This is a genomic window from Haloarcula sebkhae (assembly GCF_014647415.1).
Taxonomy (GTDB): Archaea; Halobacteriota; Halobacteria; order Halobacteriales; family Haloarculaceae; genus Haloarcula; species Haloarcula sebkhae.
Window position 1 is genome coordinate 562,673 of record NZ_BMPD01000002.1, and the last position, 16,380, is coordinate 579,052.

General features: G+C 64.6%; 16 protein-coding genes. 7 read left to right on the forward strand and 9 right to left on the reverse strand.

What is annotated here, in order from left to right; genetic code table 11:
* Positions 1-2: 2 nt before the first annotated feature.
* Genes IEY38_RS08910 through IEY38_RS08920 form a run of 3 tightly spaced genes read right to left on the reverse strand, consistent with a single transcriptional unit; the run spans position 3 to position 3,521 of the window.
* A complete protein-coding gene (locus IEY38_RS08910; RefSeq protein WP_188977085.1) occupies positions 3-1,526 on the reverse strand; it encodes an AMP-binding protein in 1,524 nt (507 codons plus the stop codon).
* Entirely contained in the window at positions 1,519-2,565 is a 1,047-nt protein-coding gene (locus IEY38_RS08915) for a mandelate racemase/muconate lactonizing enzyme family protein (RefSeq protein ID WP_188977088.1), read from the reverse strand. The genes IEY38_RS08910 and IEY38_RS08915 overlap by 8 nt, the downstream gene beginning before the upstream one ends.
* On the reverse strand, positions 2,562-3,521 hold the full coding sequence (locus IEY38_RS08920) for a 1,4-dihydroxy-2-naphthoate polyprenyltransferase (protein WP_188977090.1): 960 nt from the start codon (positions 3,519-3,521) through the stop codon (positions 2,562-2,564). Before IEY38_RS08920 ends, IEY38_RS08915 begins: the two co-directional genes overlap by 4 nt.
* 134 nt (positions 3,522-3,655) lie before the next feature.
* Here IEY38_RS08920 and IEY38_RS08925 point away from each other — a divergent pair, with 134 nt between their 5' ends.
* Together IEY38_RS08925 and IEY38_RS08930 are read left to right on the forward strand one after the other, a co-directional pair.
* A complete protein-coding gene (locus IEY38_RS08925; protein WP_188977092.1) occupies positions 3,656-5,275 on the forward strand; it encodes a long-chain-fatty-acid--CoA ligase in 1,620 nt (539 codons plus the stop codon).
* A 162-nt stretch (positions 5,276-5,437) separates the two neighbouring features.
* Positions 5,438-7,684, forward strand: coding sequence for a hybrid sensor histidine kinase/response regulator (locus IEY38_RS08930; protein ID WP_188977093.1), 2,247 nt, complete (start codon positions 5,438-5,440; stop codon positions 7,682-7,684).
* A gap of 150 nt (positions 7,685-7,834) precedes the next feature.
* On the opposite strand, the gene IEY38_RS08935 is transcribed toward IEY38_RS08930, so the two are convergent.
* From IEY38_RS08935 to IEY38_RS08955, 5 genes are all read right to left on the reverse strand, one after another.
* Positions 7,835-8,269, reverse strand: coding sequence for a hypothetical protein (locus tag IEY38_RS08935; protein ID WP_188977096.1), 435 nt, complete (start codon positions 8,267-8,269; stop codon positions 7,835-7,837).
* Between the two features lie 66 nt (positions 8,270-8,335).
* Entirely contained in the window at positions 8,336-9,385 is a 1,050-nt protein-coding gene (locus tag IEY38_RS08940; protein ID WP_188977098.1) for an SMP-30/gluconolactonase/LRE family protein, read from the reverse strand.
* Between the two features lie 92 nt (positions 9,386-9,477).
* Positions 9,478-9,780 carry a hypothetical protein gene (locus tag IEY38_RS08945; protein ID WP_188977099.1) on the reverse strand — a complete coding sequence of 101 codons (303 nt, stop codon included), beginning with the start codon at positions 9,778-9,780 and terminating at the stop codon, positions 9,478-9,480.
* Positions 9,773-10,786, reverse strand: coding sequence for a DUF7490 domain-containing protein (locus IEY38_RS08950; protein ID WP_188977101.1), 1,014 nt, complete (start codon positions 10,784-10,786; stop codon positions 9,773-9,775). The genes IEY38_RS08945 and IEY38_RS08950 overlap by 8 nt, the downstream gene beginning before the upstream one ends.
* A gap of 77 nt (positions 10,787-10,863) precedes the next feature.
* Positions 10,864-11,646, reverse strand: a complete 783-nt coding sequence (locus tag IEY38_RS08955; RefSeq protein WP_188977103.1) for a DUF2797 domain-containing protein — start codon at positions 11,644-11,646, stop codon at positions 10,864-10,866.
* A 48-nt stretch (positions 11,647-11,694) separates the two neighbouring features.
* On the opposite strand from IEY38_RS08955, the gene IEY38_RS08960 reads away from it, so the two are divergent.
* The gene (locus IEY38_RS08960) at positions 11,695-12,150 is read left to right on the forward strand and encodes a YbhB/YbcL family Raf kinase inhibitor-like protein (protein WP_188977105.1); all 456 of its coding nucleotides are present in this window, start codon (positions 11,695-11,697) and stop codon (positions 12,148-12,150) included.
* An 8-nt stretch (positions 12,151-12,158) separates the two neighbouring features.
* On the opposite strand, the gene IEY38_RS08965 is transcribed toward IEY38_RS08960, so the two are convergent.
* Positions 12,159-13,085: an NAD-dependent epimerase/dehydratase family protein gene (locus IEY38_RS08965; RefSeq protein ID WP_188977107.1), complete on the reverse strand. Its 927-nt coding sequence runs from the start codon at positions 13,083-13,085 to the stop codon at positions 12,159-12,161.
* 117 nt (positions 13,086-13,202) lie between these two features.
* Here IEY38_RS08965 and IEY38_RS08970 point away from each other — a divergent pair, with 117 nt between their 5' ends.
* Genes IEY38_RS08970 through IEY38_RS08985 form a run of 4 tightly spaced genes read left to right on the forward strand, consistent with a single transcriptional unit; the run spans position 13,203 to position 16,372 of the window.
* The gene (locus IEY38_RS08970; protein ID WP_188851128.1) at positions 13,203-13,871 is read left to right on the forward strand and encodes a DsbA family protein; all 669 of its coding nucleotides are present in this window, start codon (positions 13,203-13,205) and stop codon (positions 13,869-13,871) included.
* Positions 13,868-14,410, forward strand: coding sequence for a tRNA (cytidine(56)-2'-O)-methyltransferase (locus IEY38_RS08975; RefSeq protein ID WP_005534427.1), 543 nt, complete (start codon positions 13,868-13,870; stop codon positions 14,408-14,410). Before IEY38_RS08970 ends, IEY38_RS08975 begins: the two co-directional genes overlap by 4 nt.
* 55 nt (positions 14,411-14,465) lie before the next feature.
* Positions 14,466-15,818: a sulfatase gene (locus tag IEY38_RS08980; protein ID WP_188851126.1), complete on the forward strand. Its 1,353-nt coding sequence runs from the start codon at positions 14,466-14,468 to the stop codon at positions 15,816-15,818.
* A complete protein-coding gene (locus IEY38_RS08985; RefSeq protein ID WP_005534423.1) occupies positions 15,815-16,372 on the forward strand; it encodes a dihydrofolate reductase in 558 nt (185 codons plus the stop codon). Before IEY38_RS08980 ends, IEY38_RS08985 begins: the two co-directional genes overlap by 4 nt.
* Positions 16,373-16,380: the final 8 nt, after the last annotated feature.

The window sequence follows — 16,380 nt, forward strand, 5'->3', positions numbered from 1 at the left end:
CGCTATGCCGATTCGTCCGACTCGTCGGGGGGTTCGAGCCGTGACCGGACGGCGGACCGGTCGACGGTGCCCGAAGCCGTCCGCGGGAGCGCGTCGACGGCCCGTACCGTCTTCGGGACCTCGTACGGCGCGAGTCGCTCGGCACAGTGGTCACGAACCGCCGTGGGCGTCACATCGCCGACGACCAGCGCGGCGACGCGCTGGCCCCACTCCTCGTCCGGAAGGCCCACGACGGCCGCGTCCGCAATCGCGGGGTGGTCACGAATGGTGTCGGCAACCGTGCTCGCGTCGACGTTCTCCCCACCGGTCACGATCTGGTCGTCGACGCGGCCCTCGACCCAGAGGCGACCGTCCGCGTCCCGATAGCCGATGTCACCGGTCCGGAAACCGTAGTCGCTGAACGCGTCACCGTCGCTGTTCAGGTAGCCCGGCGTCACCGTGGGGCCGTCGACGACTATCTCGCCGCGTTCACCGGGGTCACAGGTGGCCCCATCAGCGACGACCGTAACATCGGTGAACACCAGCGGCTGGCCGACAGTGCCGGCGTGCCCGAAGGCTGTCTCGGGCCGCGCCGTCGCTATCTGGGACGCTGTTTCAGTCATTCCGTAGGTGGGACAGACTGGGACGTCTCGCTCTTGACACCGTTCGATGAGCGTCTCGCTCGCCGGGCCGCCACCGAGCAGGACGAACCGGAGAGAAGACGGCGGTTCCCAGCCCGCGTCCAGTAGTCGCGACAGCATCGTCGGCACGAGCGAGACGCCCGTTATCCCGTGTTCCGCAATGACTTGCTGTGTTGCGTCGGCGTCGAACGAGCGCTGGACGACGGCCGCAGTGCCGTATAGCGCGCTCCGGACGAACGGAGCCAGCCCGCCCATATGGTATGTCGGCAGGCAGACCAGCCAGCGGTCATCCGGGAGCACGCCGAGGCGGTACGACGACGCGACGGCGCTGGCGACGAGGTTGCCGACGGTCAGCCGGACGCCTTTCGGCTCACTGGTCGTCCCCGAGGTGAAGATGACCAGCTGGGTGTCCGTGCGGGAGAGAGATGCCGGGGTCACGTCGGTGGCTATTTCGTCAGCCGAGACCGCCGCTGCCGTCTTGTCCGCAACGGCCGCCGCGGGCAGGTCCTCGTCGACCGAAACGACGGGACAGCCGTCGATTTCGGCCGCCAGCGACGCGGTGCTGTCTCCACAGACCAGCAGATCGGCGTCGACCGTCGAGAGCTGGCTGTGGAGCGTTTCCGAGTCGAGTTCGACGTTCAGCGGCGCGAGCGTCGCCCCGAGTCGCATCGTTGCGAACAGGAGCGTCCCGACCGCCGGCCGGGTCGGCAGGAGCGTCGCGACGGTGGCGTTCGAGGCGTCGAGCCGCTGGTCGAGTTCGGCAGCCACCGCGTCGACGGCGGCGTCGAGTTCCCGGTAGGTGACCTTGTTTCCAGAATCTGCCGCGACCATCGCCGTCCGGTCGGGCGTCGTGTCGGCTCGGTAGGTGACGAGGTCCTGTGTCGGCCAGTCAAGAGGGTCACGCATCGGTTTCAACCTCCGCCGGCTCGATGCCGAGGCCGGTCGACTGGGGGACCGACATCGCGCCATCGGTTACTGTCGTCGGGTCCGGTGCGAGGTCGGCCGCAAGACGGTCTCCGGTCGCGAGACCACACGCGGCCACGTCGGGAATTGCGGCGGCGACGTGCAGCGCCGCAAGGCGGGCAACGACGGCGTCGATGGTCGTCGTAACCACCGGCTCGACGCCCTGCTCGCGGGCACGCATCGCCAGCGTGTGGGCGTTACCGGGGCCGCCCAGAACCATCGGTTTCAGTATCAGCACGTCGGCCGCGTCGGCGTCGAGTACGCTGTCGACCCGGCGGTCGACGAGCGACTCGTCGAGCGCGACGCCGACGCCGTTGCCCCGCAGCGCGGCGTGGCCGGCGAGATCATCGGCCGGGAGCGGCTGTTCGACGTATGCCACGTCGAGCGGTGCAAGCCGGTCGAGGGCGTCTGCAGCTTCCTCGTGGGACCACGCCCCGTTGGCGTCGGCCCGCAGGGTCACGTCGTCGCCCACCCGCTCGCGGACGGTCCGAACGCGCGCCACGTCTTCGTCGACGGTTCGCTTTCCAACCTTGAGCTTGCAGCAGCCGAAGCCGGCTTCGACCGCGCGCTCGACGGCGTCAGCTGTCTCCGCCGGGGACCCATCGCCGACCGTCGCGTTGACTGGAACCCGGTCGCATAGTCTGTCAGGCTTGAACCACTGGTACAGCGGCACGCCGTCGGCTCTGGCGTCGGCGTCAAGCAGCGCGGTCGCGAAGCCGTGCCGGGCGGCGGGGACGGACGCGGCGTCGAGCGACAGCAGGATATCCGTATGCCCGCCGTCAACCGCGACCGTGGCAGCGTCGTCAAGCCCGCGCCGGCAGTCGTCGATCGACTCCGTCCAGCCCGGGAGCGGCGTGGCTTCGCCGACGCCGGTTTCGCCGCGGTGGTCGTAGCGGACGACAAATCCCGAGCGCCGGCTGATTGTCTCGCGAGCGGTGACAAGTGGGCTTGACAGCGGGAGCGAGAACGAATTGACCTTCATAGTAGCTGTGGGACCGCGAGACCCGCCGCGAACAGGACTGAATGGGCGAACAGCGTCTGGCCGACCCGTTCGAGCGTCGGGTTCAGTGCGTCCCCGCCGGTCTGTGTGAGGACCGTCTTTGAGACGGTGGCTGCCAGTGGCAGCGTAAGCAGCGGGGCCAGTGCGGGCAGCCCGTACTGACTATCGAGAGCGAACACGACCGGGACGACGTAGGCCATCCCGACCATCAGGAGAAACTCGACGCGGCTCCACCCGTAGCCCAGATAGACGGCCAGCGTCTTCTTGCCAGCGGCACGGTCCGTCTCGCGGTCTCGGATGTTGTTGACGACGAGAATCGCGGTCGACAGGCCGGCTGCTGGGAGACTTGCCGTGATGGCGGCGGCAGTGACCGACCCCGGCGGTAGTGTCATCGGGAACGTGCCGACGCCGCCTGCGCTCGCAACGGCCTGTACGTAATACGTGCCCGTGACCGCGATGACACCGAAGTAGACGAACACGAACAGGTCGCCCAGGCCACGGTAGCCGTAGGGGAACGGACCGCCGGTGTAGAGAATCCCGGCGGCGATGCCCGAGAGACCGACAACAACGATAGGAAGGCCGCCGATGGCGACGAGATAGACACCAATGACGACAGCGAGGCCGTAGGTCGCTATCATCGCCCGTTTGACATCCTCGGCGTCGATGAGGCCGCCAGCCGTCACACGGGTGAACCCCTGCCGCTCGTCGGTGTCAGCTCCCTTCACTGCGTCGTAGTAGTCGTTCGCGAAGTTCGTCCCGATCTGGATGAGCAGCGCGCCCACCAGCGCTGCGACTGCCGGCAATAGAGCGAAGACGCCGGCGTGGACCGCCAGGCCCATCCCAACGATGACCGGTGCGGCCCCGGCAGGCAATGTCTGTGGCCGTGCGGCCATCACCCACGCCTGCCGCTTCGAAACGTCTGCCGTCGCTGTACTCATTGGCGAAAACTGGGGACGCTATCCTCAAAGCGGCTGTGGTTCGACAGACACCCAAAATATGACCGGTTCCGAGACAGCAAAATCAGGGGAGTATCACAACCACTTTATCATGATTAACCATACGGTAGCCTGAGATGCATAAGCCACTGCTTACCACGGATTTTCTCGACCGTGCGCGGGAATACTACGGGGACAAAGAGGCTGTCGTCGCCACGACCGGTGAGCGTTTCACCTACGACGAATTCGGGGAGCGAGCCGACGGGTTCTCGGCAGCGATGGCTGCCCGCGGTATCGAGAAGGGGGATCGGGTGGCCGTGCTGGACCCGAACACGCATTACCAGCTCGAAGCGGCCTACGGAACCATGCAACTGGGTGCGGTCCACACGCCGCTGAACTACCGGCTCGTGCCGGACGATTTCGAATATATCCTCTCGGACGCCGAGGTCGACGCCGTCTACGCGGACTACGAGTACGCCGAGAAGATCGAACCGATCCGTGACGAGGTGCCCACCGAAATTTTCGTCACCAATGACACAGATGCCGTCGACGGCGACTGGGAGTCCTTCGATGAAATCATCGAGGAGGCGGGCACCGACTACGAACGCCCCGAGATGGACGAGGACGACCTCATCACGATCAACTACACGTCGGGGACCACCGGCGACCCGAAAGGTGTCTGTCGGACTCACCGGACTGAGACACTTCACGCCTACATCGTCGCGCTCCATCAGGAGATTTCGGACGACGATGTCTACCTCTGGACGCTCCCGATGTTCCACGTCAACGGCTGGGGCCACATCTTCTCGGTCACCGGCATGGGTGCGAAACACGTCTGTACCCGCGGCGTCGACGCCGAGGGCATCTTCGACGCCGTCAGGACAGAGGATGTGTCCTATCTCTGTGGCGCGCCGACGGTGCTGAACATTCTGGCGGACCGCTACGAGGACCACAACGGCGATATCGAGACGACCGGTGCGAACGACGTGCGCATCGCGACGGCCGGCAGCGCCCCGCCAGAGGCCGTCATCCGAACCGTCGAGGACGACTTCGGCTGGTATCTGAAACACGTCTACGGCGCGACCGAGACTGGCCCGCTCGTCACGACCTCGGACGCTCGGCGCTTCTTCGAGGACGGGAGCGACGCCCGCTTTAGCGTCAAGAAGCGACAGGGTATCGGCTACCTCGGGACGGACGTCCGGGTCGTCGACGAGGACGGCAACGACGTGCCACACGACGACGAGACACTTGGGGAAGTCGTCGTCCGCGGCAATCAAGTGATGGACCGCTACTGGAACAAGCCCGAACAGACGGAAGAGGCCTTCTCCGACCGCGTCGAGGGCTACTACCACATGGGTGACCTGGCGACGGTCGACGAGGACGGCATGATCGCCATCCGCGACCGCAAGAAGGACATCATCATCTCCGGCGGCGAGAACATCTCCAGTATCGAACTGGAGGACACGCTCTACGAACACGACGCCGTCAGCGATGCCGCAGTTATCCCCGCCCCAAGCGACGAGTGGGGAGAAACGCCAAAGGCCTTCGTCGTCCCGAACTCCGGTGACCCCGACAACCCGGGTGTGACGGCCGAGGACCTCCGAACCTTCACCCGCGAACAGCTGGCGACCTACAAGGTCGTTCGCCGCGTGGAGTTCGTCGAAGAACTGCCCACGACAGCGACTGGGAAGGTTCAGAAGTACGAACTCCGCGAACAGGAGTGGGAAGACGAGGACGAGATGGTCGGCCAGGGATAGCGACGCACAGCATCATTGGTCGGAAGTGTAAATACATTTATACATAAACAGGGCCAAAAGATGGAACACGTAGCCCGCCAATGACGGGCACGTGTTAGCTTCCGATTTCAGAGATGGTCTTTTAACTCAGCGTCCTATAATGTGTGACTACTACCCAAAGGTATGACGGCTATCGCTGAAACCATCTGTATTCTCCACGTCGACGACGAGCCGGGATTTGCCGACATGACGGCGTCGTTTCTCGAACGCGAGGACGACCGGTTAGACGTGCAGGCCACGACGAGCGCCGCGACGGGACTGGAGATCCTGGCCGACACCGACATCGATTGCGTCATCTCGGACTACGACATGCCCGACTGGAACGGTATCCAGTTCCTCGAAGCTGTCCGCGAGGAGTACGGTTCGCTTCCTTTCATTCTCTATACCGGCAAAGGCTCCGAAGAGATCGCCAGCGATGCGATATCGGCCGGCGTCACCGACTATTTGCAGAAAGAAAGCGGCACCGACCAGTACGCGGTGCTCGCGAACAGAATCACGAACGCTGTCGAGTCCCAGCGTGTCAAACGCGAGCGCAACCGCCAACTCGATGCTATCGAGACTGCACAGGAGGGGATCAGTATCCTCGACGAAGACGGACGGTTCATTTTCGTCAACGAAGCGTACGCGGACCTCTACGGCTACGAACCTGACGAGATGGTCGGTGAACACTGGGAACTGCTGTATCAAGAGGAAGACATTCCACGGATCAACGACGAGATCATCCCGACAGTTCAGGACACCGGGTACTGGAACGGGACGACGACAGGACTCCGTGCCGACGGGAGCACGTTCACGGAAGACCACGTACTCGCGCAGACCGACCGCGGTGAGTTGGTCTGTACGGTCCGAGATATTTCTGAGCAGCGGGACGGCAAACAGGAACTCTCCCGTATTAAACGCGCTATGGATGAGGCCCCTATCGGAATCACACTCGCCGGCCCCAAGCAGGATGACGCCCCGATAACCTACGCCAACAGACGATTTCTGGAGCTTACCGGCTACACCGAGTCGGAGGTATGCGGCCGGAACTGCCGGTTCCTGCAGGGCGAGGCGACCGAGTCGGAGCCGGTCGACGCGATGCGGGCGGCCGTTGACGAGGGCGACCCGGTGTCGGTCGAACTCCGGAACTACCGGAAGGACGGAACCATGTTCTGGAATCAGGTGTCTATCGCACCCGTCCGCGACGACGACGGAACCGTCGTCAACTACGTCGGATTCCAGCAGGACATTACCAAGCGGAAGGTGCACGAACGCCGCCTCAAAGCCCTCAGCGAGTCGGTACAGAACCTGATCCGGGCAGACACGCGCGAGGACGTCGCCGAGATCGGTGTCGAGACGGCGCGCACTGTGCTGGGGCTCGAAGCGAACACGATCCACTTCTACGACGAGGACGAACGGACCCTCGAACCGGTCGCCGCCTCCGACGCGATATACGACCTGCTAAACGATTTGCCGACCTTCACGCCCGGAGACAGCATCGCGTGGCGCGTCTACGAGTCCGGTGACGCACTCGCTGTCGATGATGTCCACGCGGACCCGGACATCTACAACCCGGACACGCCGATCAAAAGCGAACTATATCTCCCGCTCGGTGAGCACGGCATCCTGCTGGCCGGCTCGGAAACGGCCGCGGCGTTCGACCAACGGGACGTCGTCCTCGGGGAGATCCTTGCTGGACATGTCACCAGCGCACTCAAGCAGGTCGAGGGAACCGAACAGTTGCGCGACCACCAGCGAGAACTCGAACAGCACAACGACCGCCTCGAAGCGTTTACCAGCGTCGTCTCACACGATTTACGGAATCCGCTGAGCGTTGCGCAAGGACGACTGGAACTGGCACGCAAGCAGTGCCAAAGTGAGCATCTGGCCGCTGTCGAGCGAGCACACGAGCGGATGGACACGCTACTAACTGATCTGCTCACACTGGCGCAGGACGGTGAGACCGTGACCGACCCCGAACCGGTCGCGCTCACACCGCTCGTAGAAGATTGCTGGACGAACGTCGAGACGGCCGATGCCACGCTCGTCACCGACATCGACCGGACTGTTCTGGCAAACGAGAGCCGTCTGAAACAGCTATTCGAGAACCTCGTTCGGAACGCGGTCGAGCACGCCGGGCCGGACGTGACCGTGACGGTCGGGGCGGTAGCCGACGGGTTCTACGTTGCGGACGACGGCCCCGGCATCCCCGAAGACGATCGGGAGACGGTGTTCAAAGCCGGCTACTCGACGAGCACGGAGGGGACTGGATTCGGGCTGAGTATCGCCAGGCAGGTCGTGGAGGCACACGGCTGGGATATCAGCGTCCACGACAGTGCTAACGGCGGCGCACGGTTCGAGATTACCGGTGTCTCGTTTGACGATATGTAGCGACTGGGAGAGCGTCTTTTCCGGCTCTTGTTGGCCCCGTTCAGAGACTCATGTCACCCTATCGCTGTTCGATGCTGAGCGGATGCTGTCGATGGGATTTGGATGACTCTGTCCCGTTCGTCCGCAAAAACGTCGGCCAGTCGTGTTCCGTTAGTCTTCGAGCGCGTCGGCGATGCGGTCGAGCGAGCGTCGCATGTCGTGGACTTCGTCCCGGAGCTTTCGCATCTCACGGGTGAGTTCCTCGTTGTCGCTACCGCCGGATTCCTCGTGCTGGCTTGGCGGGCCGCCGCCCATGCCGCCGGGGCCGCCCGGACCGGGACCGCCGGGGCCGCCGCCCATCATGCCGCCCATCATCTGCGCGAAGGGGTTGCCGCCGCCCATGCCGCCGGGGCCGCCGCCACCGCCCATCATCTCTTCCATGCGCTCTTCGCGGCTCATCTCTTCGCCATCGCCCTCGCCTTCTTCGCGCTCCTCGGCGCGCTGCTGTCGGATCTCTTCGACCCGCTCGCGGAAGGACTTCTCCTCACCGCTGTCCTCTGTCGCGTCCGCCGATTCGCCAGCGTCTTCAGGTTCATCGTCTGCCATACGCTCGGCTTTGGTTGGGCCGCTGAAAAGGGTTGCCGTCCGAAGACAGTCGGTGTAGATGGTTGGTTAGCGAGGGACGCTGGTCCGGAGGATCGCGCCGTCTTCGGGTGACTGGTTCGCGAAGTTGCAGATGAACAGCGACTCCTGCTGGTCGCCGGTCCCGAAGAGCACGTCCGAGGGGAACACCAAACCGTCGTCCGCTGTTGCGACGGCGTCCGTGGTCCCGTCCGCAGTCACTCTGACGACGCGGTTCTGGCTGTTGGCGGCGACGTAGATGCTACCGTCCCGGCTGGTAATCCCGTCAGCACCGACTATCGCACCGCCTTCGAAGAACATCGACGGCTCGCCGGCGGTACCGTCCGACTCGACCGGAACGCGGAGCAGGCGGCCAGTGTCTTCGGGGGCTCGCGTCACTGCGACGTAGATATCGCCGTCGGCGTCCCGGGTGATCCCGTTCGCGCCGAAACTCTCCGTCTCCAGCCGGTTGTCGTCCAGCCAGGTCGACCGCTCGCCGTCGGTCGTGACCGCGTAGACCACGCCGTTCTGGGACTCGGTCACCAGCAGGCGCTCCCGGTCGGTATCGTAGTGGATGTCGTTCGGGAACCCACTGATGCCCACAAGCTGTGTCGCTTCGCCGTCGGCTGGGACTTCCCAGACGCCCGCCTGATCGTCCTGCGTGGCGACGGCGACGTACACCGTTCCATCGGGCGCTGTTTCGACGCCGATCGCACCGGGCAGTGTCGCAATCTGTTCGGTGTCGTCGAGCGTGAGGTCGGTCGCACCGGTCTCTGTTTCGGGGACGCGCCGAACCTCGCCGGCCGTGATACCGAAGTACAGACCACCGTCAGGGCCGAGCGCCATATTCTCGGGCACACGGTCGTCGCCGACCGAGACGAGCGTCTCGACGGCTGCCTGGTCCGGCGTCGCTGTCTCGGTGTCGGTTGCCGGCGGGTCGTCGGTTGTCGTCGTGGGTTCGGCATCACCATCGTCAGTGGGTGACGGCGTCGAGTCAGTGGCAGTCGACTCGTTGCCGCCGGTACAGCCGGCCAGACTCACGCCGGCGATGGCGCTGCAACTCGCCAGGAACCGTCGCCGCGTCGCGCGTCGTCGGGACATACAGATACCTCTCGACGTATGGCTGACACGCCCCTGAACCCTCGGATTACTGAAACGCCGACTGTGGGTACCTGATATGGCTGGCGACGGATTCAGGCGAGCCGTCGGACTAGCACCGAGAGCCCCAGCCCACAGGCGAGCACCACGGCGAGGTTGAACGCCGCGTTGAACAGCGGCCGGTACCGGTCAGTGACGAACGTATCAATCGCTGACGACGCGGAGAAGTAGAACTGCAGTGTCGCGATGAGTGCCACGAGCGTGAGAATAGCGAACACCGCCCACTGCGCGTAGGTAGCTATCGCGGGACCCGAGTCGTCATCGGTCTCGCCGACAGCGTCGCCGGTATCCGCGTCGATATCCTGTGCCACTGTGTCGGTGTTGGAGGTATCACTCATTGGTCTGTCTCCGTGCAACGAGGAGCGCGCTTGCGAGGACCGCAAGCAGTCCGATCAGTGCCGTGAATCCGGGACCATCGGCCGAGGTCTGCTGTGGTTCGTCCATCCCCTGCTCCGCTGGCCGGTCCTGCTCGAAATCGCTGGACTGGAAGCCAACCTGTTCTCTGGTTTCGTTCTCCTGGAGGCGCTCCGTCGGATGGAGGTTCGCCGGGGAACTCTCCGTCCCGACGATGACGCCGTCCGAAAGCAGCATGCCGTCGAGCCAGTAGTTGTAGTCATCAGGCACCGTCAGTTGGGTTCTGACGATCTCAGTCCGGCCGGGGCGGATCTGGCCGACCCGCACGGTCGACTCGTCAGCGATGACATTCGAGTCAGCTTGCCGTGCTCGGAGCCGGAGTGAGAGGTCAGTAGACGGATTGTTGCCGGCGTTCGTGACGTACACTGAGACGTTCAGCGTCGTCCGGTTGTCCGAGACGCCGTCGATCCGGTAGGTGATGGAGTCCAGCGGGACGCCGGCGTTCTCGAAGCGCTGGAAGGCCACGGTACTTCGGGCGTACGCCGGCGTGAGTGCATCGACGTTCTGGACGGACTGCTGACCGGTCTCGATGCGGTCACCGTCCTCGTAGACGATCGTGTTGATCCGATAGCCGCCCGCCCGCTCGACCGTGATGTTCGACCGCACCGATACCTCTCGTTCCCCTTCGACTGTGCCGACCGACTGCCGCGTCGTCGTCGCAACGAGGCCGGTGTCCGCGTCGATGGCCCGCGTCTCGACGGTGACGTTCTCGGCGGGACCGCCGCGGTGCGAGAGCCGGGCGTCGATAGAGAGCGTCACCGTCTGGCCGTCGACCGACGCCGGTTCGATGGTCGTCTCACGGAGGTCGAGGTAGCTCTCGCGAACGTTGTCCTCGGGTTCGGAGAGCGCGCCGGGGACCGCTGTTGCACCGATGAGCATGGTCAGGACGACCACGACCACGCCACCGGTCAGGAGGGTTTCACGTCGCACACGAGGATGGGCAACAGCCGCCTTTAAATGTCTTCTGCACTGTCAGATGTGGACGACAGCGACGCTAGTCGCCGGTGTTATCCGAACGCGCCGAGGCTCGACTGGAGGTCGCGGTCGGTCCCGCCGTCGGTGAGTTCGTAGCCGACGAGCTGTCGGAGGTCGACGGCGTAGACGCTGCCGTTGTTCTCAAGCACGGCGACTCGTCCCTTCGTCCCTCGGACGGTCCCGGTCGCCAGCGTCTCGGCCATCGGACGGTCCGAAAGAGAGAGGCCGTACTCGAAGTCGTAGGTCGCAAGCGGGTCGTAGCGCTCACAGAGCGACGCCCACCGGTCCGTATTGACGGACTGGTCGAATCCCGATATCTTCGTGGGGACTCTGACACGGTCGCCCAGGTCGGTGGCGATGTCAGCCTCGACCTGCCGGGCAATGCGGCCGTCGGCGACGGTCCGGAGGTGGGCGGCCCTGTCGGCTCCCTGCTCGCGGAGCCGCGTCTCCAGCCGCCAGGAGCGGGTGACCCCGACCTTGATGACATCCGGCGCGAACGCCGCCAGGTACACCGCGTGTTCCTCGTCGCAGGTGTCGATTGGCTTGTTGCAATCACCGGTACAGCGGGCACACGGCCAGATGTCGGTGTGTTCCGGGCAGTACGGCGCGGGGCCGTTGTCACAGTGAAAATGTCGGTCGTCGTCGACTGCACCGGCACAGTGGCGCTCGCCGAGCGTGTACGAGAGTTCGGTGCCCGGGTCTAATCGCTCAGTAGTCACGCTTCCGTCCTCGGCCAACAGGAGCGCGGCGTGTTCGTCGACCCGCGCGCGATAACCCACGACCTGCACGTCCGGCGGTTCGGCGTGGAGCCGCAAATGGCTGCCGGGACGATGCTTTTGTGTTTGTCTGTCATATCTCCAGACATGGCAGACCTACAGCTCCGAAGCCCTGCGTTCGACGACGGCGAGCGCATCCCCGAGGAACACGGCTACTCGGCAGCGAACACGAATCCCCCGCTGGAGGTCGAGCACGTCCCGTCGGACGCCTCGTCGCTCCTCCTCATCGTCGATGACCCGGACGCCGAGGAGCCGGCCGGGAAGGTGTGGGACCACTGGCTCGTCTGGAACATTCCGCCGGATATCGGTCGGGTTCCGGAGGGATGGACACCTGCCGAGGCCACAGAGGGACAGAACGATTTCGGCGAAGTTGGCTGGGGCGGTCCGAGTCCACCGGACCGGGAGCACACGTACCGGTTCCTCCTATATGCGCTAGACACGACGCTCGATCTCTCCCCGGCGGCAGACAAGGATGACGTGTACGACGCGGCCAGCGGCCACGTCGTAGAAAAGGCACAGCTAAACGGTACGTACCCGGCCTGAATCTGCCCTCAGAGTTCTTCGAGCAGTTCGCGGGTCGACTGCCGCACCGCGTCGTCGCTCGACTGCTCGGGTTCCCAGCCGAGCGCCGAGAGCTTATCGATGGAGAGGCGCATCCGCGGCACGTCGCCGGTCCAGCCGCGGTCGCCGCCAGTGTACTCGTACTCGGGGTCGATATCCATCTCGTCGGCGACGATGCTGGCGATGCGGTCGACTGACGTGGTCGTCCGCGTCCCGAGGTTGAACACGTTGTGGTCCTTGTCGGCATGTTCGACGGCAAACAGCATCGCGTCGAGACACTCGGAGATGTGCATATAGGACTTCTCCTGACGGCCGTCGCCGAGAATCGTCAGCGTCGACGGGTCGTTGGTGAGCTTCTCGATGAAGTCGGGGATGACCGCCCCGCGCAGGCGCGGGCCGACGATGTTGGCGAACCGGAACACCCACGACTGGATGTCGTGGCTGTGAGCGTACGTCGAGACGAGCGACTCCTCGGCGAGTTTCGTCGCGCCGTAGACGCTGATGGGTTCAAGCGGCGCGTAGTCTTCCGGCGTCGGCCGCGGCGCTTCGCCGTATACCGTGGACGACGACGTAAACACGAGGTTCTCGACGCCGGCTTCCTGCATCCGTTCGAGGATGTTGTACGTGATGTCGCTGTTGTCCTCGAACTGTCGGCGAGGTGTGTCCGTATCGACCAGTTTCGACGCCGCGAGGTGGACAACGAGGTCGACGTCACTCGTGATAGCCTTGGCGACGATGTCGGGATCAGTGAGGTCGCCATCGAGGTAAGTCGCATCCTCGTGGACCCACTCGGATTGCCCGTTCGCTTCGTTGTCGACGACCACGACGTCGTTGTCCGGAACGAGGCGCTCGACCAGATGGGACCCGATAAAGCCCGCCCCGCCGGTGACGACTATTCGCTTCTCTGATACGTCCATAGTTGCGATGTTTCGCATGCGAGGTAAAACGTTGCGGTCGCGGCCGATTCCGGGGGAGTCGGTAGGCAAGTGACGGATGACAACGTCGTTTTATAGCTTCCCCTGTGAGAGTCGGCTATGACTCGATTCACTCGCCGTAGCGTTCTCTCGGCGACGACTGTAGCGCTCGGCGCGCTAGCCGGATGTGCCGGCGGCGGTTCTGAGTCAGCCGAAACGGAGACTGCTGGAACGGAGACGGCAACGCCCCTCCCGGGCCAGCCCCTCTCGACGCCGGTCGCCGGCGACCCCGAGGCTGATGTGACCGTGGCGGTGTACGAAGACTACGCTTGTCCGCACTGCGCGACCTACTCGGAATCCGTCTACCCGAAGGTTCGGGAAGACTACCTCACTGATGGAACCATCCGCTACGAGTTCCACGACTTCCCGGTTCCGGTCGACAAGAACGCCTCGTGGCAGGCCGCAAGCGCCGCGCGCGCCGTGCAGGACAACGTCGGCGACGAGGCCTTCTTCACCTACTCCGAGCGCCTGTTCGCGAATCAGAACCAGCTGGGGCCAGACACCTACGCCGACCTGACTGAGGGCATAGATATCGACGGCGAGATGGTTCGAGCGGCCGCGACGGGGGAACTGTACCGCCCGACGATCTCGGGTGACCGCGAGGCCGGTATCGACCGCGGCGTTCAGGGAACGCCAGCCGTGTATGTCAACGACGAGCGGGTCGAATGGAGCGAAATCGCCTACGAACCGGTCCGGTCAGCTATCGAAGCGGCACGGAGCGACGGATGAAGGACTCGCCACAAGTGACGGTGCTTCGACTGGGCCACCGACCCGGCCGGGACGAGCGGATGACGACCCACGTTGGACTGACCGCACGCGCGCTCGGGGCCGACAAGGTCGTGCTAGCCAACGCCGCTCGCAATCAGGCCGACACCGTCATCGACATCACCGATCGGTTCGGCGGCCCCTTCGACGTGGCCTCGACAGAGGAGCCAAAGCGGCTCATCCGTGATTTCGAGGGTCGCGTCGTCCATCTGACGATGTACGGCGAGCCGGTCCAAGAGATCGAGGACGATGTCCGCGAGGCCCATGCCGACGACCCACTGCTGGTCGTCGTCGGCGCGGAGAAAGTCCCCTTTGAGGTGTACGAACACGCCGACTGGAACGTCGGCGTCACCAACCAGCCACACTCCGAAGTCGCTTCACTGGCCGTCTTCCTCGACCGCCTGTTCGAGGGCCGGGAACTGGACCGCGAGTGGGAGAACCCCGATAGAGTCGTCGTGCCGCAGGAAACCGGCAAGCGAGTGGTCGACCCCGACGAAAAGTGATACCCACGCAGTTGTGCCGCGGGCCTTTTATCGCTCGACGCTAACTCACGCTCAGATGTCGCGTCACAACGTGTTGCTCGTCGTCGCTGACAGTCTCCGCGCCCGGAGCACCTCCGTACTGGGCTATCGCCGGGAGACGACGCCCTTCCTCGACGCCTTCGCCGAGGAGGCGACGGTGTACACGCAGGCTCGCAGCCCGAGCAACTGGACCGTCCCCAGCCACGTCAGCATGTTCACGGGCCACGAGGTCCACGAACACGGCGTCGACCACACCGCTAGACTCGACGCCGGTCATACAATTTTCGAGGAACTGGCAGCAGCGGGCTATGACACGGGGTTGTTCTCCGATAATCCGTTCCTGACCGACCACGAATCGGGGCTCGACGACGTGTTCCAGACGGCCATCGGCTCACCCGAGCAGTACGATTCAGCTTACGAGACGAACGGCTCGCTGGGCGACTGGCCCAACGGCTTCTGGTACGCCGACCGGACGCTGGAGTGGGTCGACGAGCGTGAGAGCGAGTGGGCGGCTTGCATCAACCTGATGGACACCCACCGCCCGTACGAACCGCTTGCCGAGTACGATGAGTGGAGCGACGAGCGCTCCCGCGACATGCAAGAGTCGATGGGTTTCAAGTGGCACTGGGAGTTCCTCTCGGGGAACCTCTCGCTTGGCTTTGCCGGCATTCTCGAACAGATATACGACGGTGCCGTCCGACAGGCAGACGCCATCTTCGAGACCCTGATCCGCGGACTGGACGAACGGGGCGTCCTCGACGACACGCTGGTCGTCTTCGCCGGCGACCACGGCGAGGGCTTCGGCGAACCGACGGCGATTCCCGAGGAACCGCCGGCCGTCAGCCACCGTATCGGGACTCACGAGACGATGTATCACGTCCCGCTCGTCGTCCGTGCTCCCGGCCAGCGGGAGGGACACCGCGTCACTGACCTGGCGACGCTCAGCCGGTTCCCCGACGCTGTCCGCGCGATAGCACTCGGCGACGGCAACGCGGACGGCCCGGCGTTCGCCTCGCCAAACGGGACCGTCGTCGCATCACAAGCCCCCATCGGGCCAGCGATGCGCGAGGAGGCCGAACGGGTCTGTGGCGACGCCGCGCCGTTTGCGAAGCACGTCCGCTTGGTCTATCACGACCGGCCCGGCGACGAGGTCCGGAAGCGGGCGGCGTGGGGCGACAGTGCCCACGAGTCCGTCATCAAAGGCTGTGGTGGCACGGTCGAAGATGGTGATATCGATGCCGCTGTCGTCCGGAACCACTTCGACAGCGATCGGTACGCCGACGTGGACATCGCGACGCCACTCGACGGCTACACCGAGTTCGAGGACGCGTCCGACACGCAGTTTGCCGGGGACCTCGACGACCGACTGGAGGCGCTGGGATACAAATGACGACGATACCCGACACCGAACTGGTCCTCGTGGTCGCTGCAGACGAGAACAACGTCATCGGTCTCGATGGCGGCGTCCCCTGGCACTATCCCGAGGACGTGCGCCAGTACAAGGACCGGATCGCCGGCCACCCTATCATCCTCGGCCGGCGGACGTTCGATTCGATGAAGCCCATCCCGGACTGCTACACCGTCGTCCTGACGACCGACGACAGCCGAAGTGCCAATTCGGAGACGGTCGAGTACGCGACGACGCCACAGATTGCCGTCGAAGCAGCCGCCCGCGCCGGTGCGACCGAGGGGTTCGCCGGCGACGGCGCTGGCGAAAGTAACTCGCCGCCCATCACATACGTGATCGGCGGCGAGGCGGTGTACGACCTGTTCCTCCCGTTCGCCAGCCGGATTTTCCTCAGCCGCATCCACGAGCGCAACGAGGGTGACCGGTATTTCCCGGATCTGGGCGCGGAGTGGACAGAACTGTCCCGGGAGGCCCACGACGGGTTCGATGTCATCGAGTACGAACAGACATCGCCGCGACCGCTTGCCGACCTCTGACTGTTCGC

Excerpts from the sequence above, each read along its gene's own strand:
- IEY38_RS08910 (WP_188977085.1), bottom strand. The coding sequence starts at position 1,526 with ATGCGTGACCCTCTTGACTGGCCGACACAGGACCTCGTCACCTACCGA.
- IEY38_RS08915 (WP_188977088.1), bottom strand. The coding sequence starts at position 2,565 with ATGAAGGTCAATTCGTTCTCGCTCCCGCTGTCAAGCCCACTTGTCACC.
- IEY38_RS08920 (WP_188977090.1), bottom strand. The coding sequence starts at position 3,521 with ATGAGTACAGCGACGGCAGACGTTTCGAAGCGGCAGGCGTGGGTGATG.
- IEY38_RS08925 (WP_188977092.1), top strand. The coding sequence starts at position 3,656 with ATGCATAAGCCACTGCTTACCACGGATTTTCTCGACCGTGCGCGGGAA.
- IEY38_RS08930 (WP_188977093.1), top strand. The coding sequence starts at position 5,438 with ATGACGGCTATCGCTGAAACCATCTGTATTCTCCACGTCGACGACGAG.
- IEY38_RS08935 (WP_188977096.1), bottom strand. The coding sequence starts at position 8,269 with ATGGCAGACGATGAACCTGAAGACGCTGGCGAATCGGCGGACGCGACA.
- IEY38_RS08940 (WP_188977098.1), bottom strand. The coding sequence starts at position 9,385 with ATGTCCCGACGACGCGCGACGCGGCGACGGTTCCTGGCGAGTTGCAGC.
- IEY38_RS08945 (WP_188977099.1), bottom strand. The coding sequence starts at position 9,780 with ATGAGTGATACCTCCAACACCGACACAGTGGCACAGGATATCGACGCG.
- IEY38_RS08960 (WP_188977105.1), top strand. The coding sequence starts at position 11,695 with ATGGCAGACCTACAGCTCCGAAGCCCTGCGTTCGACGACGGCGAGCGC.
- IEY38_RS08965 (WP_188977107.1), bottom strand. The coding sequence starts at position 13,085 with ATGGACGTATCAGAGAAGCGAATAGTCGTCACCGGCGGGGCGGGCTTT.
- IEY38_RS08970 (WP_188851128.1), top strand. The coding sequence starts at position 13,203 with ATGACTCGATTCACTCGCCGTAGCGTTCTCTCGGCGACGACTGTAGCG.
- IEY38_RS08975 (WP_005534427.1), top strand. The coding sequence starts at position 13,868 with ATGAAGGACTCGCCACAAGTGACGGTGCTTCGACTGGGCCACCGACCC.
- IEY38_RS08980 (WP_188851126.1), top strand. The coding sequence starts at position 14,466 with ATGTCGCGTCACAACGTGTTGCTCGTCGTCGCTGACAGTCTCCGCGCC.
- IEY38_RS08985 (WP_005534423.1), top strand. The coding sequence starts at position 15,815 with ATGACGACGATACCCGACACCGAACTGGTCCTCGTGGTCGCTGCAGAC.